The organism is Aeromonas sp. S2(2024) (genome assembly GCF_041402505.1).
In the GTDB taxonomy this organism is placed as follows: domain Bacteria; phylum Pseudomonadota; class Gammaproteobacteria; order Enterobacterales; family Aeromonadaceae; genus Aeromonas; species Aeromonas media.
The window spans coordinates 64,384-81,374 of record NZ_JBGLRL010000008.1 but is presented as its reverse complement, the minus strand read 5'-3'; the positions used below and the strand labels follow the sequence as shown (position 1 = coordinate 81,374).

The 16,991-nt window shown below is 62.4% G+C and carries 15 protein-coding genes and 3 tRNA genes; 14 read left to right on the top strand and 4 right to left on the bottom strand.

Annotated elements, in window-relative coordinates:
- Nucleotides 1-7 precede the first annotated feature (7 nt).
- The 13 genes from ACB039_RS10480 (at nt 8) to ACB039_RS10420 (ending at nt 12,797) form a co-directional block, all read left to right on the top strand.
- Nucleotides 8-2,263: a DNA internalization-related competence protein ComEC/Rec2 gene (locus ACB039_RS10480; protein WP_371165661.1), complete on the top strand. Its 2,256-nt coding sequence runs from the start codon at nt 8-10 to the stop codon at nt 2,261-2,263.
- 116 nt (nt 2,264-2,379) lie between these two features.
- Nucleotides 2,380-4,149 (top strand): lipid A ABC transporter ATP-binding protein/permease MsbA, encoded by a 1,770-nt coding sequence (gene msbA / locus ACB039_RS10475; RefSeq protein WP_371165606.1) that lies wholly within the window; start codon nt 2,380-2,382, stop codon nt 4,147-4,149.
- Entirely contained in the window at nt 4,149-5,144 is a 996-nt protein-coding gene (gene lpxK / locus ACB039_RS10470; protein ID WP_317842359.1) for a tetraacyldisaccharide 4'-kinase, read from the top strand. Before msbA ends, lpxK begins: the two co-directional genes overlap by 1 nt.
- A 153-nt stretch (nt 5,145-5,297) precedes the next feature.
- Nucleotides 5,298-5,498, top strand: coding sequence for a Trm112 family protein (locus ACB039_RS10465; protein ID WP_005331987.1), 201 nt, complete (start codon nt 5,298-5,300; stop codon nt 5,496-5,498).
- Nucleotides 5,495-6,244: a 3-deoxy-manno-octulosonate cytidylyltransferase gene (kdsB, locus tag ACB039_RS10460; RefSeq protein ID WP_270823797.1), complete on the top strand. Its 750-nt coding sequence runs from the start codon at nt 5,495-5,497 to the stop codon at nt 6,242-6,244. The genes ACB039_RS10465 and kdsB overlap by 4 nt, the downstream gene beginning before the upstream one ends.
- Before the next feature lie 210 nt (nt 6,245-6,454).
- Nucleotides 6,455-7,099, top strand: coding sequence for a UvrY/SirA/GacA family response regulator transcription factor (gene uvrY / locus ACB039_RS10455; RefSeq protein ID WP_041206003.1), 645 nt, complete (start codon nt 6,455-6,457; stop codon nt 7,097-7,099).
- 111 nt (nt 7,100-7,210) lie between these two features.
- Nucleotides 7,211-9,064: an excinuclease ABC subunit UvrC gene (uvrC, locus tag ACB039_RS10450; protein WP_171268862.1), complete on the top strand. Its 1,854-nt coding sequence runs from the start codon at nt 7,211-7,213 to the stop codon at nt 9,062-9,064.
- A 293-nt stretch (nt 9,065-9,357) separates the two neighbouring features.
- Nucleotides 9,358-9,912 (top strand): CDP-diacylglycerol--glycerol-3-phosphate 3-phosphatidyltransferase, encoded by a 555-nt coding sequence (gene pgsA, locus ACB039_RS10445; protein ID WP_041206001.1) that lies wholly within the window; start codon nt 9,358-9,360, stop codon nt 9,910-9,912.
- Nucleotides 9,913-10,093: 181 nt separating this feature from the next.
- A tRNA-Gly gene (locus ACB039_RS10440) sits at nt 10,094-10,169 on the top strand.
- A gap of 35 nt (nt 10,170-10,204) precedes the next feature.
- Nucleotides 10,205-10,278, top strand: a tRNA-Cys gene (locus ACB039_RS10435).
- A gap of 40 nt (nt 10,279-10,318) precedes the next feature.
- Nucleotides 10,319-10,405, top strand: a tRNA-Leu gene (locus ACB039_RS10430).
- Nucleotides 10,406-11,136: 731 nt separating this feature from the next.
- Complete coding sequence (locus ACB039_RS10425) at nt 11,137-11,844, top strand: Ig-like domain-containing protein (RefSeq protein ID WP_371165605.1); 708 nt, start codon at nt 11,137-11,139, stop codon at nt 11,842-11,844.
- A 329-nt stretch (nt 11,845-12,173) separates the two neighbouring features.
- Nucleotides 12,174-12,797: a glutathione S-transferase family protein gene (locus tag ACB039_RS10420; RefSeq protein WP_371165604.1), complete on the top strand. Its 624-nt coding sequence runs from the start codon at nt 12,174-12,176 to the stop codon at nt 12,795-12,797.
- 207 nt (nt 12,798-13,004) lie between these two features.
- Here ACB039_RS10420 and ACB039_RS10415 read toward each other — a convergent pair whose 3' ends face one another.
- The 4 genes from ACB039_RS10415 to ACB039_RS10400 form a co-directional block, all read right to left on the bottom strand.
- Nucleotides 13,005-13,253, bottom strand: a complete 249-nt coding sequence (locus tag ACB039_RS10415) for a GlsB/YeaQ/YmgE family stress response membrane protein (RefSeq protein WP_042649749.1) — start codon at nt 13,251-13,253, stop codon at nt 13,005-13,007.
- Nucleotides 13,254-13,375: 122 nt separating this feature from the next.
- Entirely contained in the window at nt 13,376-14,104 is a 729-nt protein-coding gene (gene lpxH / locus ACB039_RS10410; RefSeq protein ID WP_371165603.1) for a UDP-2,3-diacylglucosamine diphosphatase, read from the bottom strand.
- On the bottom strand, nt 14,101-14,814 hold the full coding sequence (locus ACB039_RS10405) for a DUF4269 domain-containing protein (protein WP_371165602.1): 714 nt from the start codon (nt 14,812-14,814) through the stop codon (nt 14,101-14,103). The genes lpxH and ACB039_RS10405 overlap by 4 nt, the downstream gene beginning before the upstream one ends.
- Nucleotides 14,804-15,301, bottom strand: coding sequence for a peptidylprolyl isomerase (locus ACB039_RS10400; RefSeq protein ID WP_005330899.1), 498 nt, complete (start codon nt 15,299-15,301; stop codon nt 14,804-14,806). The genes ACB039_RS10405 and ACB039_RS10400 overlap by 11 nt, the downstream gene beginning before the upstream one ends.
- Before the next feature lie 190 nt (nt 15,302-15,491).
- On the opposite strand from ACB039_RS10400, the gene cysS reads away from it, so the two are divergent.
- The gene (gene cysS, locus ACB039_RS10395) at nt 15,492-16,868 is read left to right on the top strand and encodes a cysteine--tRNA ligase (protein ID WP_371165601.1); all 1,377 of its coding nucleotides are present in this window, start codon (nt 15,492-15,494) and stop codon (nt 16,866-16,868) included.
- Nucleotides 16,869-16,991: the final 123 nt, after the last annotated feature.

The window sequence follows — 16,991 nt, the reverse complement described above, 5'->3', positions numbered from 1 at the left end:
TTGCTCCATGGATCTGCGTCTGTTGTCGTTTGCCCTGGGGGCAAGCTCCTCACTGCTCTGGCCCTGGTTACCCTCTAGCGCATGGGGCGGCGCGCTGCTGGCCCTCGCCATCCTGCTCGCCCATGGCCGTCACTGGCGGCTCTTGTTTCTGGTGCTCGGCGTGCTCTGGATGCAGCTGAACCTGCAGTATCGGCTGGCCTGGCTGGACAAGCTGGAGACACAGACCAGCCACATCATAACCGCACGGGTGCAAAGTACGGAGTCCTCGGGCGATAAACCGCGAGATAAATTTGCCCGCCTGCTGCTGCGGGTCGAGACGCTGGACGAGCAGCCCCTCGCGATATCCCCCCTCGTCAGGATCAACGCCTACCAAGGGTTGCCCCCTTTGCCGGCCGGCAGTCGCATCACCCTGGTGAGCTCCCTCAAGCCCGCCCATGGACTGGCCAACGAGGCGGGCATGGACGGGCGGCGCCTGCTGCTTGGCAAGGGGATCACGGCGACCGGCAACCTGCGCCGTCTCATCGAGGTCCAGGGGGCGGCCCCCGGGATGCGCGAGCGCTGGCTGGCCATGGCCAGCAGCGCCTGGCAGGGGCTGGAGCAGGCCCCCTTGCTGGCGGCGCTCAGCTTCGGGGAGCAGGGGGGCATCACGGATGCCCAGTGGGATCTGTTTCGCGGCAGCGGCCTGACCCACATCATCGCCATCTCGGGCCAGCATATCGCCCTGGTAGCGGTGCTCGGCTGGTGGCTGGGGCGGCTGTTGGGGCTGCGGGGGGCCATTCTGGTCTCCCTCTTGTTTGCTGCCGTCTACAGCTGGCTGGCGGGATTTGCGGTGGCGACCGAGCGGGCCCTCATCATGGTGCTGGTGTGGAGCCTGCTGCGCTGGTTGAAACGGGACTGGCCCAGCCACCGCATCTGGCTGTGGGCCTTCGTGGTGCTCGTGCTCTGGGATCCCTTCGCCCTCTACTCGGCCGGTTTCTGGCTCTCCTTCATGGCGGTGGCCCTGCTGTTGCTGGCGAGCCTGCTGCACGTGCGCCCCGGACTGGTGCGGCTGCAGATCCTGCTGCTACTGGGGCTGCTGCCCCTGCAACTGCTGCTGTTCGAGGGCATGGCTCCGCTGGCGCTCCTGCTTAATCTGCTGGCATTGCCGCTGTTCTGCCTTGGCATTATTCCACTGGCGCTGATCGGCGTGCTGCTGGCGCCGCTCTCCACCGCCCTGGCTCATGCCCTGTTCTGGTTGTCCGATCTGGGGCTGATGTGGGTGTTGTGGGGGCTCGGCCTGCTGGCGGACCATCTGCAGCTCTGGTGGCCTGTCCCCGGTTGGCTGATGCCCGTCAGCGCCTTGCTGGTGCTGCTGTGGGGGGCCTGGCTGTTGCCGGGAGGGCGCGGTCTGCTGCTCCCGGTGGGGGCCGCCCTGTTGCTGGGAGCCTGGCCTGCTCCCACTCCCTGGCAGGTGCGGGTGCTGGACGTGGGGCAGGGCTTGTCGGTGCTCGTCACCCGTGGCGAGCGCGGCATCCTCTATGACACCGGGAATAGCTACCCCGGCGGCTACAACATGGCGGAGGCCGCCATACTGCCCGTGCTGAGCCGCCTCGATGTGCGGGTGCTCGATGCCCTCATCATCAGCCACAAGGACAGGGATCATGCGGGCAATCGACGCGCCATGCTGCAGGCGATGCCGGTGCGCCGCGAGCTCTCCTCGTTCGGCTTCTCCCACAGCACTGCGCTGTGTCGCCGCGGTCAGCGTTGGCACTGGCAGGGGCTGGAGGTGCGCGTGCTCTGGCCCGAGCGGCCGGGGGCGGGGCGCAACAACGACAGTTGCGTGGTGCAGATAAGCGACGGCCGGCATCGCATCCTGCTCAGCGGTGACATAGAGCAGGGGGCGGAGCGCCGCCTGCTGGCCCTGGAAGAGAAGGGAGAAGGAGAGGAGCTCGCCAGCACATTTTCCAGTGCTGACATCAGCACCCTCTCCAGCACTGTGTTGGTGAGCCCTCACCATGGCAGCCGCACCTCCTCGACCCCGGGCTTCGTGGCGGCGGTGAACCCGGATGTCGTCATCCACAGCGCTGGCGACAGAAACCAGTGGCAGTTTCCCCGCCCCGAAGTGGTGGCTAGATACGAGGGGGCCCGTCAATGGGTGACGGGGCAGGATGGCGCCATCCTGATCGAGGCGGGGGAGGGAGGGCTCGAGATCCGGGCCGAGCGCGAGCAGGGCCCCTGGTACAGGCGCAATGGCCACTGGTGGCAACCCAGGTTATGGCGCTAGGGCCACTCCCTCAGCTGTCATTTCTCTTTGGGATTGGGCTGGGGCGATGGCAACGCTTGGTGTAATCCTGCGCTTTGGCTAGAATACCCCGTCATTTCCCTTATTAACGGCTATTCATGCAACAAGAAACCTCACAAGAGAGCTGGCCTGTCTTCAAACGCCTGCTCGGTTATGTCCGGGATCGCAAACTGGGGCTGGTGGGCGGCATCATCGGCATGCTGGGTTATGCGGCCGTGGATACCACCTTCGTCTACTCCATCAAGCCGCTCATCGATCAGGGCCTCAACGGCAACGACAGCAGCGTGCTCAAGTGGATGCCCTTCTTCGTGCTCGGTATCGTCGCCCTGCGCGGTTGTGCCGCCTTCCTCTCCAACTACTGCATGGCCTGGGTCGGCAACCATGTGGTGATGCGGCTGCAGCAGCAGGTATTCAGCCACCTGATGGCCATGCCCATGAGCTTCTTCGACCGCCAGAATACCGGCAACCTGCTCTCCAAGGTGACCTATGACGCCGGTCAGGTCTCCTCTGCCGCGAGCTCGACCCTGGTCTCCCTGGTGCGGGAAGGGGCGACTGTCATCGGCCTGCTCGGCCTGATGTTCTGGCACTCCTGGCAGCTGTCGGTGATCTTCCTGGTGGTCGGCCCAGTGGTGGGTGTGCTCATCGGTCTCATCAGCCGTCGTTTTCGCAAGATCAGCCGTCACATCCAGCAGGCGGTGGGTGACATCACCACCTCCACCGAGCAGATGCTCAAGGGCCATAAAGAGGTGCTGATGTTCGGTGGCCAGCAGGTGGAGGACAAGCGCTTCTTCACCGTCAGCAACCGGATGCGCCAGCAGACCATGAAGATGGTCGCGGCCGACGCCATCGGCAGCCCCATAGTCCAGATGGTGGCCTCGGTTGCCCTGGCGGTCTTCCTCTACGTGGCGACCATAGACTCGGTCAAGGCGACCCTGACCGCGGGCACCTTCACCGTCATGGTCACCTCCATGATGATGCTGCTCAAGCCGCTGAAAAGTCTGACCGACGTGAACAACCAGTTCCAGCGCGGCATCACCGCCTGCCAGAGCCTGTTCGGTCTGCTGGACTCCACCCCGGAGCAGGACACAGGCACCCGCACCCTGGAGCGGGCCCGTGGGGAGATCGAGTTTCGCAACGTCACCTTCACCTACCCGACCAAGGATACCCCGGCGCTGCACAACATCAGCTTCAAGGTGGAGGCGGGCAAGTCCGTGGCCCTGGTGGGTCGCTCCGGCTCCGGCAAGAGCACCATCGCGAGCCTCTTGACCCGCTTCTATGACATAGAGCAAGGGGAGATCCTGCTGGACGGCGTCAACATCCGTGAATACAAGTTGAGCGAGCTGCGCAAGCAGTACGCCCTGGTCTCCCAGCATGTCCACCTGTTCAACGACTCCGTGGCCAACAACATTGCCTATGCGGCAGAAGAGAAGTACAGCCGGGAAGAGATCCAGCATGCCGCCCGCATCGCCCATGCCGACGAGTTCGTGCGCAAGATGCCGGAAGGCTATGACACCGTCATCGGCGAGAATGGCGCTTCGTTGTCCGGTGGTCAGCGCCAGCGCATCGCCATCGCCCGCGCCCTGCTGCGTGACTCCCCGGTACTGCTGCTGGACGAGGCCACCTCGGCACTGGATACCGAGTCCGAGCGCCACATCCAGGCGGCCATCGACGAGCTGTGCAAGGCGCGCACCTCCCTGGTGATCGCCCATCGTCTCTCCACCATCGAGAAGGCGGACGAGATCCTGGTGATCGACGAGGGTCATATCGTCGAGCGCGGCAACCATGACGCCCTGATGGCCCAACAGGGCACGTATGCCCAGTTGCGGGCCATTCAGTTTGGCAACGTCGCTGTGAGCAACAAGGGCTGATGCTGGAGCGTCTCTGGTACGGCAAGAGTGGCTGGCGCTGGGCGCTGGCCCCCTTGGCCCTGCTGTTTGCCCTCGTCAGCGGCGGGCGCCGCTTCGCCTACCGGCGTGGCTGGTTCAGCACCTATCGCGCCAGCCTGCCGGTGATCGTGGTGGGCAATATCTCGGTCGGTGGCAACGGCAAGACCCCTGTGGTGGTCTGGCTGGTAGAACAGCTGCAAGCCCGTGGCTGGCGCCCCGGCGTGGTCAGCCGGGGTTACGGTGGCAAGGCGCCCCATTACCCTTATCGGCTCGATAAGCAGAGCACCACCGCCCAGGCGGGGGATGAGCCGGTGCTCATCGCAAGGCGCTGCGGCTGCCCCGTGGTGGTGGCGCCCAAGCGCGCCGATGCGGTACGGCTGCTGGAGCAAAGCGGCGAGGTGGACATCATCATCACCGACGACGGTCTGCAGCACTATGCCCTGGCCCGGGACATCGAACTGGTGGTGGTGGATGGGGCCCGGCGCTTCGGCAATGGCTGCCTGCTGCCCATGGGGCCGCTGCGCGAACCCATGACTCGCCTCAAGCGGGTCGATGCCATCATCTGCAACGGTGGCACTCCGGCCCAGGGGGAATACCCCATGGCGCTGGTGGCGGCCGCGCCGCACCGCGTGTGCGACGATGCGCCCCTCGAGGCGCCTCTCACCGGACCTGTGGATGCACTGGCGGGCATAGGCCATCCTCCCCGCTTCTTTGCCACCCTGACCGGACTCGGTTATGAGCTGGCAGAGCGTGTCGGTTATGCGGATCATCAGGCCTTTGATCGGGATGAGCTGCTCGCCCGCTTCGGTGCGCGCCCCCTGCTGATGACGGAGAAGGATGCGGTCAAGTGCCGGGCCTTCGCGCCGCCGCACTGGTGGTATCTGCCGGTGAGCGCCGAGTTGCCCGCCGCCCTGCTCGATACCCTGCTGCAGCGGTTGACCCCGCTGCAGGCACCCGGCCCTGACCATGCACATTGAATGGCGCAAGATCATCGCCTGCACGACGTCATCGCTCGTGCGGCGCCGTTGCAAGGAGCCGGGTTCCGGCTCCGGCGATGGAACATTAAACTGCTCGGCAGCCTAGCCCGTCCGAGATCGTCGCTTGCTCGACATCGTTGAAGGAGTTTCGTTTTGGCACTGGATATCAAATTGCTCGACATCATCGCCTGCCCGGTTTGCAAGGGGAAGCTGCACTATCAACCGCAATCGGACAAGGCTGCCCATGAGCTGATCTGCCGTTTCGACAGACTGGCCTATCCCCTGGAGGAGGGGATCCCCGTCCTCCTGGAGAACCGGGCGCGTCATCTGCCCCTGGAAGAGCTGAAGCCATGAGTTTCGTCGTCGTCATTCCGGCCCGTTACGCCTCGACCCGCTTGCCGGGCAAGCCGCTGGCGGACATCCATGGCAAGCCCATGGTGCAGCACGTGGTGGAGAAGGCCCTGCAATCGGGCGCCGATCGGGTGATCGTCGCCACCGACGATGAGCGGGTGCGGCAGGCGCTGCAGGCAACCGGCGTCGAGGTGTGCATGACCTCACCGGATCACCAGTCCGGCACCGAGCGACTGGCCGAGGTGTGCCGTCACTACGGCTTTGCCGCCGATACCATCATCGTCAACGTGCAGGGGGATGAGCCGCTCATTCCGCCCGTCATCATCCGTCAGGTGGCGGACAATCTGGCCGCTGCCACGGCGCCGATGGCGACCCTGTCGGTGCCGATCAAGGATGCCGAAGAGGCGTTCAACCCCAATGCGGTCAAGGTGGTGACGGACAAGGATGGTTACGCCCTCTACTTCAGCCGCGCCAGCATTCCCTGGGACAGGGATCGCTTTGCCAAGAGCCATGAGCAGATTGGCAATCACTATCAGCGCCACATCGGCATCTATGCCTATCGCGCCGGTTTCATCCAGCGTTACGTGGACTGGGCGCCGAGCGCGCTCGAGCAGGTCGAGGCGCTGGAGCAGCTGCGGGTGCTCTGGTACGGGGAGAAGATCCACGTGGCCCAGGCGCTTGAGGCCCCCCCGGTCGGGGTGGATACCCAGACCGATCTCGACAAGGTGCGTGCCCTGCTGGCCAACTGAGGCTGGCTGCACGAAAGTTGACCGACACGGCGCCTTCAGGCGCCGTTTTTTCGTTGATTATTTATATAATAATTTGATTTAAAACGGCTTTTACGAGCGCTTTCAAACTTTTCCCGGCCATGGTTTGCCAAATCAACGAGTTTGGTTATGATGCAAGACGCCGTGTTAACCCTAACTGGCATATAACGAGATAAAAAACGGGGTGTTTGGGTGATTAATGTATTCCTGGTCGATGATCATGAGTTGGTGCGTACAGGGATAAGACGCATTTTGGAAGATGTCCGCGGGATCAAGGTGGTGGGCGAGGCACAGAGCGGGGAAACCGCCGTGGCCTTCTGTCGGCAGCATCACCCTGACGTGATCCTGATGGACATGAACATGCCGGGCATCGGCGGCCTGGAGGCGACCCGCAAGATCCTGCGGATCCGGCCCGATGTGCGCATCATTGTGCTGACCATTCATTCCGAGAATCCGTTCCCCACCAAGGTGATGCAGGCGGGGGCCGCCGGTTATCTCACCAAGGGGGCCGCGCCGGACGAGATGATCCACGCCATTCGCCTGGTGCACTCCGGCCAGCGTTACATTTCCCCCGAAATCGCCCAGCAGATGGCCCTCAGCCAGTTTGCCTCGGCGGACGAGAATCCCTTCAAGTCCCTCTCCGAGCGTGAGCTGCAGATCATGATGATGATCACCAAGGGGCAGAAGGTGACCGACATCTCCGAGCAACTGAACCTGAGCCCGAAGACGGTCAACAGCTACCGCTACCGGCTGTTCAGCAAGCTGAACATCAACGGTGACGTGGAGCTGACCCACCTGGCCATTCGCTATGGCATGCTGGATGCCGACACCCTGTAACGGGCGGCGTGTAGCCATCAAAGGCGGCCTGTGCCGCCTTTTTGCTTTTTGCCGCCCCGGCGCAGTATGCTCTCCCCGTCTTTTTGCATTCATCCGTGAGTCGAGTTGCCGATGACCTTTTCTTCCGAGCCCCATTTTGACAGCAAGGCATTCTTGAGCGCCGTTACCCACCAGAGCGGCGTCTACCGCATGTACGACGGCGGCGGTACCGTCATCTACGTGGGCAAGGCCAAGGATCTGAAAAAGCGGCTCGCCTCCTACTTTCGCACCAATGTCGACAGCATCAAGACCCGCACCCTGGTGCGCCAGATCGCCGACATCCAGGTCACGGTCACCCACACCGAGACAGAGGCGCTGATCCTCGAGCACAACCTCATCAAGCAGTACCAGCCGCGCTACAACGTGCTGCTGCGGGATGACAAGTCCTACCCCTGGATCATCATCACGGCGCACCAGCACCCGCGCATCGGTGTGCATCGTGGTGCCCGCAAGGTGAAGGGGGAGTACTTCGGCCCTTACCCCTCCGGCGGTGCGGTGCGCGAGAGCCTGCACCTGATGCAGAAGATTTTCCCGGTGCGCCAGTGCGAAGACGCAGTCTACGCCAACCGCAGCCGTCCCTGTCTTCTCTATCAGCTCAAGCGCTGCGCCGGCCCCTGCGTGGCGGGGCTGGTGAGTGAGGCCGAATATGCCCAGCAGGTGGAGCTGGCCAAGCTGTTCCTGGCGGGCAAGAACCAGCAGGTGATAGGAGAGCTGGTCGGCAAGATGGAGTCCGCCAGCGGCGATCTGCGCTTCGAGGAGGCGGCCCGCTACCGGGATCAGATCCAGGCCCTGCGCCGGGTCACCGAGCAGCAGTCGGTGAGCGGCAACGTGCTGGACGAGCTCGACGTGGTGGGGGTGGCCTTCGAACAGGGAACCGCCTGCATCCACGTGCTCTTCATCCGTCAGGGCAAGGTGCTGGGCTCGCGCAGCTACTTCCCGAAAGTGCCGGCCGATACCCCCCTCGACGAAGTGGTGCAATCCTTCCTGCTGCAGTTCTATCTGTCGGGGCAGGGGGGGCGGCAGATCCCGAGCGAGGTGCTGCTGGACGTGGCGCTTGAAGACGAGAATGTCATTGCCGAGACCCTGAGCCAGACCGCCGGCTACAAGGTGCGGGTGCAGAGCCGTACCCGCGCCGAGCGGGCCCGCTTCATCAAGCTCGCCTCCATCAATGCTCAGACCGCGCTGCGCTCGCGCCTCGCCCACAAGAGCACCATCACCGCCCGCTACGACCAGCTGGAGGAGCTGCTGGAGCTGGAGCGTCCCATCGCCCGCATGGAGTGTTTCGATATCTCCCACACCATGGGGGAGCGCACCGTGGCCTCCTGTGTGGTGTTCAACCGGGAGGGACCGCTCAGCTCCGAGTATCGGCGCTTCAATATCGACGGCATCACCGGCGGGGATGACTACGCCGCCATGGAGCAGGCGCTGGAGCGGCGCTTTGGCAAGCAGCAGGAGCCGGACAAGGTGCCTGACGTGCTGTTTATCGATGGTGGTCTCGGCCAGTTGCGCCGCGCCGAGGAGATCCTAGCGCGCCAGCTGGAGTTTCTGGGTGGCAAATACCCGCTGCTGGTGGGTATCGCCAAGGGGGTGACCCGCAAGGCGGGGCTGGAGACCCTTATCCTAGGGGAGAGCCACGAAGAGCTGCACCTGCCGGCAGATATGCCCGCTTTGCACCTCATTCAGCACATTCGCGATGAATCCCACCGTTTTGCCATCACAGGCCACCGCGCGAGACGGGCGAAAGCCCGCACCACCAGTACCCTGGAAGATATCCCGGGGGTGGGGCCCAAGCGGCGGCAGGCGCTGCTCAAATATCTGGGCGGCTTGCAGGAGGTAAAGAAGGCAGGGGTGGACGAGCTCGCCAAGGTGCCCGGCATCAGCCAGGAGCTTGCCCAGTCCATCCACGACGCCCTGCACTCGCTCTAACCCTGAATAAAAAGGCTTATTCCGGGTTGGCGGCGTTCGGAGCAATCGGATATCCGGCATCAGTCAGGAGTGGGTCTGACCAGGGCAACCCAGAGTGGCTTGCAGTTGATGTGGATCCCGCAAACCGGCTCCGGCCGCACAAGAGCCGTGACGCAGGGGGCCCGCAAATGCCATAATGGCATGCATCCTGAGGTTATTGATGGATTAATAGACCAAGGCGGGCGCCTGTCCGGTTGCAACGGTGATCGGCTTGGGGCTACCATGTAGCGGCATACAAGAAGTGGCTGAAAATAATGACAAATATTCCTAACCTGCTGACGTTTTTTCGGATTTTGCTCATCCCCGTCTTCGTCATCCTGTTCTACCTTCCCTATCAGTGGTCCTACCTGGCTGCCGCGCTTGTCTTCATCCTGGCGGCCGCGACCGACTGGTTTGATGGTTATCTCGCCCGCAAGCTGAACCAGTCCACCGCCTTCGGCGCCTTCCTCGATCCTGTTGCCGACAAGATCATGGTGGCCGCGGCCCTGGTGGTCATCGTCGAACACTACAACACCATCTGGGTCACCATCCCGGCCATGACCATGATTGGCCGTGAGATCATCATCTCCGCCCTGCGCGAATGGATGGCTGAGCTCGGCAAGCGCTCCTCGGTGGCGGTCAGCTGGATTGGCAAGTGGAAGACCATGATCCAGATGGTGTCGCTGACCGGCCTCATCTGGCAGTACGACATCTGGATGGTGTGGCTCTCCTACGTGCTGCTCTATGTCGCCACCGTGCTGACGTTCTGGTCCATGTTCCAGTACATGAAGGCCGCCTGGGGCGATCTGACCTACCACTCCCGCTTCTAGTCTGCCCATGGGCAAATGGTTGTTTCCTTGCCGTTGGGGCCGGGAAACGGCCATGAGTGGCAAAAATGTGGGGGAAGGGCAAAAAATGCCCGAACGATCAGCGTATTAAATGTTTTTGGTTGACTGGACGAGGAACATCGCTAGAATGCGTTCTCGTAGTCAGGCAGTCAGCCAGACCAATGCGGGAATAGCTCAGTTGGTAGAGCACGACCTTGCCAAGGTCGGGGTCGCGAGTTCGAGTCTCGTTTCCCGCTCCAAATTCAGACAATCGAGAGCCAACTCTCTTTTGCATGGCGCGTTAGCAAAGCGGTTATGCAGCGGATTGCAAATCCGTTTAGTCCGGTTCGACTCCGGAACGTGCCTCCATATTGACAAGCCCGTACGCGGACTTGATACCGATTGCGGTGCCTGAGTGGTGAAATCGGTAGACACAAGGGATTTAAAATCCCTCGACGTTCGCGTCGTGCCGGTTCGATTCCGGCCTCAGGCACCATTAAAATCAAAGACTTACGAAGGCCACTAGCGATAGTGGCCTTTTTGTTTTTGCGTCAATGCCCACACTTGGTCCACACGGCCTTATTTCGGCAGGTATGCCAGCTTTACTCCCCGTAGCTCCCGAAGCCCAGCCGTAGCCAAGGGTCAATGCCGAGTCGATGGGGGGTTACCATCTGGATTAACGGTCCGGGCCTCTGCTCATCGGGCTGGCCTTGTGGCGGACACGACCGCGTGATCCCGCCGTCATCCTCGAGCCGGTGTCACCCTCATCTCGTTTTCGCCCCATCTGGGGCTATCCAATGCAATATCGTCGGAAGAGATGGTTGGATAGAAGAAAAAATACTTAGACGTCGGCTGCGAACTTGGCATGGGGAATGGAGCCTTATTCGAGGCTGTGCCTGCTTGCCATTGCCTACGGCTCTTACCGCTGTCTCGATCCCGCCTGCTCCCACCGAATCAAATTGATAGCATGCAACTGCCGTGGCTGGGCCACGATTTCACTGGAAAAAGGGGGGATTCGGTTGGCTAGGAGGGCATCAGCAACCGATTGTTGAGCGGGGTCGTTATGTCCGGATAGCCTCATTTTTTGCGCCACCCCTTGCGCGCGCAGCGGCGGAAGCTGTCGTACGCTTGGCGCTTTATCACCAAGGAACCTCTCGATTGAACTTCAACAAAGCCAGACCAGACGGGGACGAAAATTGAACGAACACAAACCTGAAGGAATCCATTATGAGTGTGCTCAAGATGAGATACGTGCTCCTCAGCACGTGGACGCTGTTTTTAGGTGGCTGTGATACCGAAACCATGGTGCCCGTGCCCAGTGGGAGCGGCGGAGGTAATGGAACAGACGCAGCACAGATCACCAGCCTGCAAGTCACCCCCTCGGAGAGCCGTATCCCGGCAGGATTACAACAACAACTGATTGCCCAGGTCACCCTGAGCGATGGCTCGACCGCGGAGGCCGCAGCCGATGTGACCGTGAACTGGAGCAGCAGTGATGCCAGCATTGCCACCGTCGACGAGACGGGGCGTGCCACTGCCGTGGGGGCCGGGATAGCCAGCATCAAGGCCACAGGGACCGGGAATGGCAGGGTCTTTGAGGCAAGCGCCAAACTGGAGGTGACAGATGCCGTTGTCTCCGATCTGACCCTTACCCCGGCGATCGCCACCAGCATGCCGCCCTCGGCATCACAACCGATAGTCATGACCGTCTTTGCCGCCAAGGCGACGCTCTCCGATGGCAGCATCATCGATCTGACCTACAACCCGGCCCTGAGCTGGAGCAGCAGTGATGAGGCCGTCGCCACCGTCAGCAACACGATCGGCAGTAAAGGGGTCGCGACCGCCGTCGGCGCGGGGGCCACTACTGTCAGCGCGAGCGGGATGCTCAATGGGCAGAACTTCTCTGCCACCGCAGACTTGACCGTGACTCCGTGACTGGCGTTGTGGTAACGGGTAATCGCCTACCAGTGTGACCATGACGGCAGGGCGCCGGCTCTGCCACTCTTTTCCCTCATCCTCCCTGTGTCACCTCGCGTTACCGGGCCCCGCCTGTACCAAGGGGGCACTGCTGATGCGCTCCGCCCATCATTCCATCCTGCTCACTGGGTCCCCCAAGGTTGCCAAGGCATGGCCGGGCCAAGCAACGGCGTCATGACGTGGATGGTGATGACGGACAGAAATGGGTGCCACGGCCGTCGCTTTCTCCCTTGACCGGTACGGTGTGCTTCATGGAAGCTCGATCTTTTCCACGGGAGGGCGAAGCGATGTTACGGATCTTGGGCAAGGCGTCGTCAATCAATGTGCGCAAGGTGTTGTGGACCTGCGCCGAGCTGGATCTCCCTTTCGAGCGGGAGGAGTGGGGGAGTGGCTTCCAGTCCACCCGGAGCGCCGAGTTTCTGGCGTTGAACCCGAACGCCATGGTGCCGGTCATCCGGGATGGAGACTTCACCCTGTGGGAATCCAACAGCATCATCCGATATCTGACGACGCGCTATGGTGACGGCTCGCTCTATCCCGCCGAGGCGCGGGCGCGGGCGATGGTCGATCAGTGGATCGATTGGCAGGCATCGGACTTGAATCGCGCCTGGATCTACGCCTTCATGTCGCTGGTGAGGATCTCCTCCGCCCATCAGGACAGCCAGGCGATCGAGGCGAGTTGTGCCGAGTGGTCCAGGTACATGCAGATCCTGGACAGGCAGCTCGAGGTCACTGGCGGCTATGTGGCCGGGAGCCGCTTCTCGCTGGCGGACATTCCCATCGGCCTGTCGGTGAATCGCTGGTTCCATACGCCCTTCGAACGCCCGCCACTCGCGGCGGTGAGCGATTACTACGTGCGCTTGAGCGAGCGCCCCGGCTTCTGTCTGTATGGCAATAACGGGATGCCATAAGCGGCAGCGCAAGATCGACCGCAGTGCCGCACCTGCCAACCTTGACAGGTCAGCGCTTCGCGCCAGAACCCCGGGCCCTGGGCTGGGCGACTTGCCCTGTTAGCGGGCATCGGGGCAAAAGGTGCGGCTCGCCCATAAAAAATCCGAAACACGGGGTTTCGGATCCTGGCCCGCGAGGGGCGTACACGAGGTGTGTCGGGAGGCAGGTCAGCTGCGGATCTTGTTGTAGACAAACAGCACGATCAAGGCACCGACGGTGGCGATGAGGATGCTCGGCAGGTTGAAGCCGGTCACCGTTCCCATGCCGAGCAGAGTGCCGACATAGCCCCCCACCATGGCGCCGACGACCCCCAGGATCACCGTCATGAAGAAACCGCCCCCATCCTTGCCAGGCATGATCCACTTGGCCAGGATGCCGACGATCAATCCCAATACCACCCAGGTCAGAAATCCCATCATCTCGTCCTCATGTGTGTGCACAGACACAGAGTATATGCAGGGTTCAGTGTTGCCTCCTGCCCAAAGAGGGGGGGGCGTAAGTGGTCATAAGGGCACCCCTTATCTCCGCTGGCAAGGCGTCACTCGGGGAGGGGGCGGCTCTCGAGCCGCTGGCCCTGCGGAGAGCAGCTCAGCACCGATCCCTGCTCGAACCAGTCTCCCAGCACGATGCGCCGCGCCGGCTTGCCGTCCAGCATGAAGTCATGGACGGCGGGCCTGTGGGTGTGGCCGTGGATCATCAGGCGGCAGCTGTGTTGGCGCAGCAGGGCATCGACCGCCGCCGGGGTCACGTCCATGATGGTCTGGGGCTTGCCGGCATTCTCCATCTGGCTCTGGCCCCGCATCTTGCAGGCGATGACCTGGCGGCGGGTGAGCGGCTGGCGCAGGAAGAGCCAGCGCAGCCATTTCTGCTGGGTGATGCGGCGAAACTTCTGATAGCCGAGATCCAGGGTGCAGAGCAGATCCCCGTGGCTCAGCAGCACCCGCTCCCCGTAGAGATCGATGACGCAGGGGTCGCCGAGCAGCGTCATGCCCGCCCGTTTGGCAAAGGCCTTGCCCAGCAGGAAGTCGCGGTTGCCGTGAATGAAGTAGATGGGCACGTTCTGCCGGCTCAGGGCCAGGAAGGCCTCGGCCACCTGGTGGTGGAGCGGGTTGGGATCGTCGTCGCCAATCCAGAATTCGAACAGATCACCCAGCACATAGAGGGCATCGGCCTTGGGGGCATCGCGCTCGAGAAAACGCACCAGTGCGGCTGTCATGTCGGGCCGCTGGGCACACAGGTGAAGGTCACTGATAAAAAGGGTGCTCATGATGTGGGATGAGTGCTCTTGAAGGGATCCGGGCAAAGGGGGGCAGGGGTGCCTGCCGGCGTGGGCGAGTCGCTCAGGGATCGTGCCTGCCAGTGGAGCTCGGCAAGGTTGCGCCCCTCCAGGGTCAGCAGCGCGACGTAAGGATCGCCGCAAAGCCCTAGCAGACGACAGATGGCGGCCTCCCCTTTGAGCCCTGCCCCGAGGCGAAGACGCAGCACGGCCTGATGGAAGTCGTGGCCAAAGTGCCCCAGCAGGGCGGCCATCAGGCTGAGGTGACGCCAGCCGTTGAGCGTCTCAAGCCGGGCCGGGGTGACATAGAGCTCCACCGGCCAGCGCGCCTGGTCCGGGCCGGTCAGGGTCTGCTCCATCAGCCACACCTGGTTCCCCTTGCCCCTGACCGTCCAGCCCTGCTCACGCAAGAGGGCGGCGAGGCGCGCGGGGTCCGGGTGCTGGCAGAGGATGTCGAGATCGCTGCCGGGCAGGTCGAGCCCGATGGCGACCGTGCTCACCAGGGCCACGTCCTGGCACAGGCGCCCCAGCGTATCCCACACACCACTGCTTAGCAGGGCGTGGGCGGAGCGCTGGCGGGGATTGCCCCGGGCCAGATAGTCGAGGCGGCGCCAGTTGGCAGGGCTGGCCTGCGCAGATGGAAAAACTGCGGCCGGGGCCGCAGTTTCATCGCTACGCAGTAGAAAACAATCAGTCAGCAAGGGTGACCTTGGTGATGACCACGTCTTCAACCGGTACGTCCTGATGCATGCGGCCTGAGTTGCCGGTCTTGACGCCCTTGATCTTGTTGACCACGTCCATGCCAGCGGTGACTTCACCGAACACGCAGTAGCCGAAGCCCTGGGTGGTGGCGGACTTGAAGTCCAGGAAGTCGTTGTTGTTCACGTTGATGAAGAACTGGGCGCTGGCGGAGTGCGGCTCGCTGGTGCGGGCCATGGCGATGGTGCCAATCTTGTTGGACAGGCCGTTGGCCGCCTCGTTCTTGATGGGGGCGCGGGTCTCTTTCTCTTCAAAGCCAGGAGCATAGCCGCCGCCCTGGATCATGAAGCCGTCGATGACGCGGTGGAAGATGGTGTTGTCGTAGTGACCGTCACGGCAGTATTGCAGGAAGTTGGCCACGGTCTCGGGGGCTTTTTCCGCGTTCAGGGTCAGAGTGATGTCGCCGTGGTTGGTGTGCAGAGTAACCATGATATGTCCTTTCATTTGATGCGGGCGATGAGGTGCCCGCAGGTGTATGGCATAAAGTGGTGGCAATTCTAGCCCATCAGGGGCCTGCGGCATAGATGGCATGGGGGATCCGGCGCTTTTTCTGCCTCGTTTTCTCCACCGGATGCGGTTAGAATGTCAGACCATTTTACTCACAGGCAGTGGTCATAAGATGCTGAAGATATACAACACACTCACTCGTCAAAAAGAAGAATTCAAACCTATCCACCCGGGCAAGGTGGGCATGTATGTGTGTGGCGTCACTATCTACGATCACTGTCATATCGGCCACGGCCGCACCTTCGTCTCCTTCGACGTGGTGGCCCGCTACCTGCGTTACGCCGGTTACGATCTCACCTATGTGCGCAACATCACCGACGTGGATGACAAGATCATCAAGCGCGCCGCCGAGACTCGGGTCACCTGCGACGATCTCACCGAACGCCTGATCGGCGACATGCACCAGGACTTCGACGCCCTCGGCATGCTGCGCCCTGACATCGAACCCCGCGCCACCCAGCACATTGGTGAAATCATCGCCCTGGTCGAAACCCTGCTGGAAAAAGAGCACGCCTACGTGGCGGACAATGGCGACGTCATGTTCATCGTCGAGTCCTTCGCCGACTACGGCAAGCTCTCCGGCCAGGATCTGGAGCAGTTGCAGGCCGGCGCCCGGGTCGACGTGGTCGAAGCCAAGCGCAACCCGCTGGACTTCGTGCTGTGGAAGATGTCCAAGCCCGGCGAGCCGACCTGGGACAGCCCCTGGGGCCCGGGTCGCCCCGGCTGGCACATCGAGTGCTCCGCCATGAACTCCAAGCACCTTGGCAACCACTTCGACATCCACGGCGGCGGTTCCGACCTGCAGTTCCCCCACCACGAGAACGAGATCGCCCAGTCCTGCTGCGCCCACGGTGGCGACTACGTCAACACCTGGATGCACAGCGGCATGGTGATGGTGGACAAGGAGAAGATGTCCAAGTCCCTTGGCAACTTCTTCACCATCCGCGACGTCCTGGCCCATTTTGATGCCGAAACCGTGCGTTACTTCCTGATGTCCGGCCACTACCGCAGCCAGCTCAACTACTCGGAAGATAACCTGAAGCAGGCCCGCGCCGCCCTGGAGCGGATGTACACCGCCCTGCGCGACCTGCCGGTGGCTGCCGCCGCCGGTGGCGACGAGCAGGTGGCCCGCTTTGTCGATGCCATGGACGACGACTTCAACACCCCGGAAGCCTACTCCGCCCTGTTCGACCTGGTGCGCGAGATCAACCGCCAGAAGGCCGAAGACATCGCTGTCGCCGCTGGCCTGGGTGCCCGCCTGCGTGAACTGGGCGCCGTGCTCGGCATACTGCAACAAGACCCGGACGCCTTCCTCAAGGGCAATGAAGCGGACGACGAAGTGGCCGAGATCGAGCAACTGATCGCCCAGCGCAATCAGGCCCGTGCCGACAAGAACTGGGCAGCCGCCGACGCAGCTAGAGCTCGTCTCACCGAGATGGGAATCGTGCTGGAAGACAGCGCCGGCAAGACCAGCTGGCGCCGTGCATAAGGGCGGTGGCCCTGTTGGTGCCAACAGGTTAAACCAATAAAAAGCCGCAGCCCTGGGCTGCGGTTTTTTTTACGGTATAAATAATAATAGCCGTTTCGAGAATAAAATTTAACATTTCAAGCT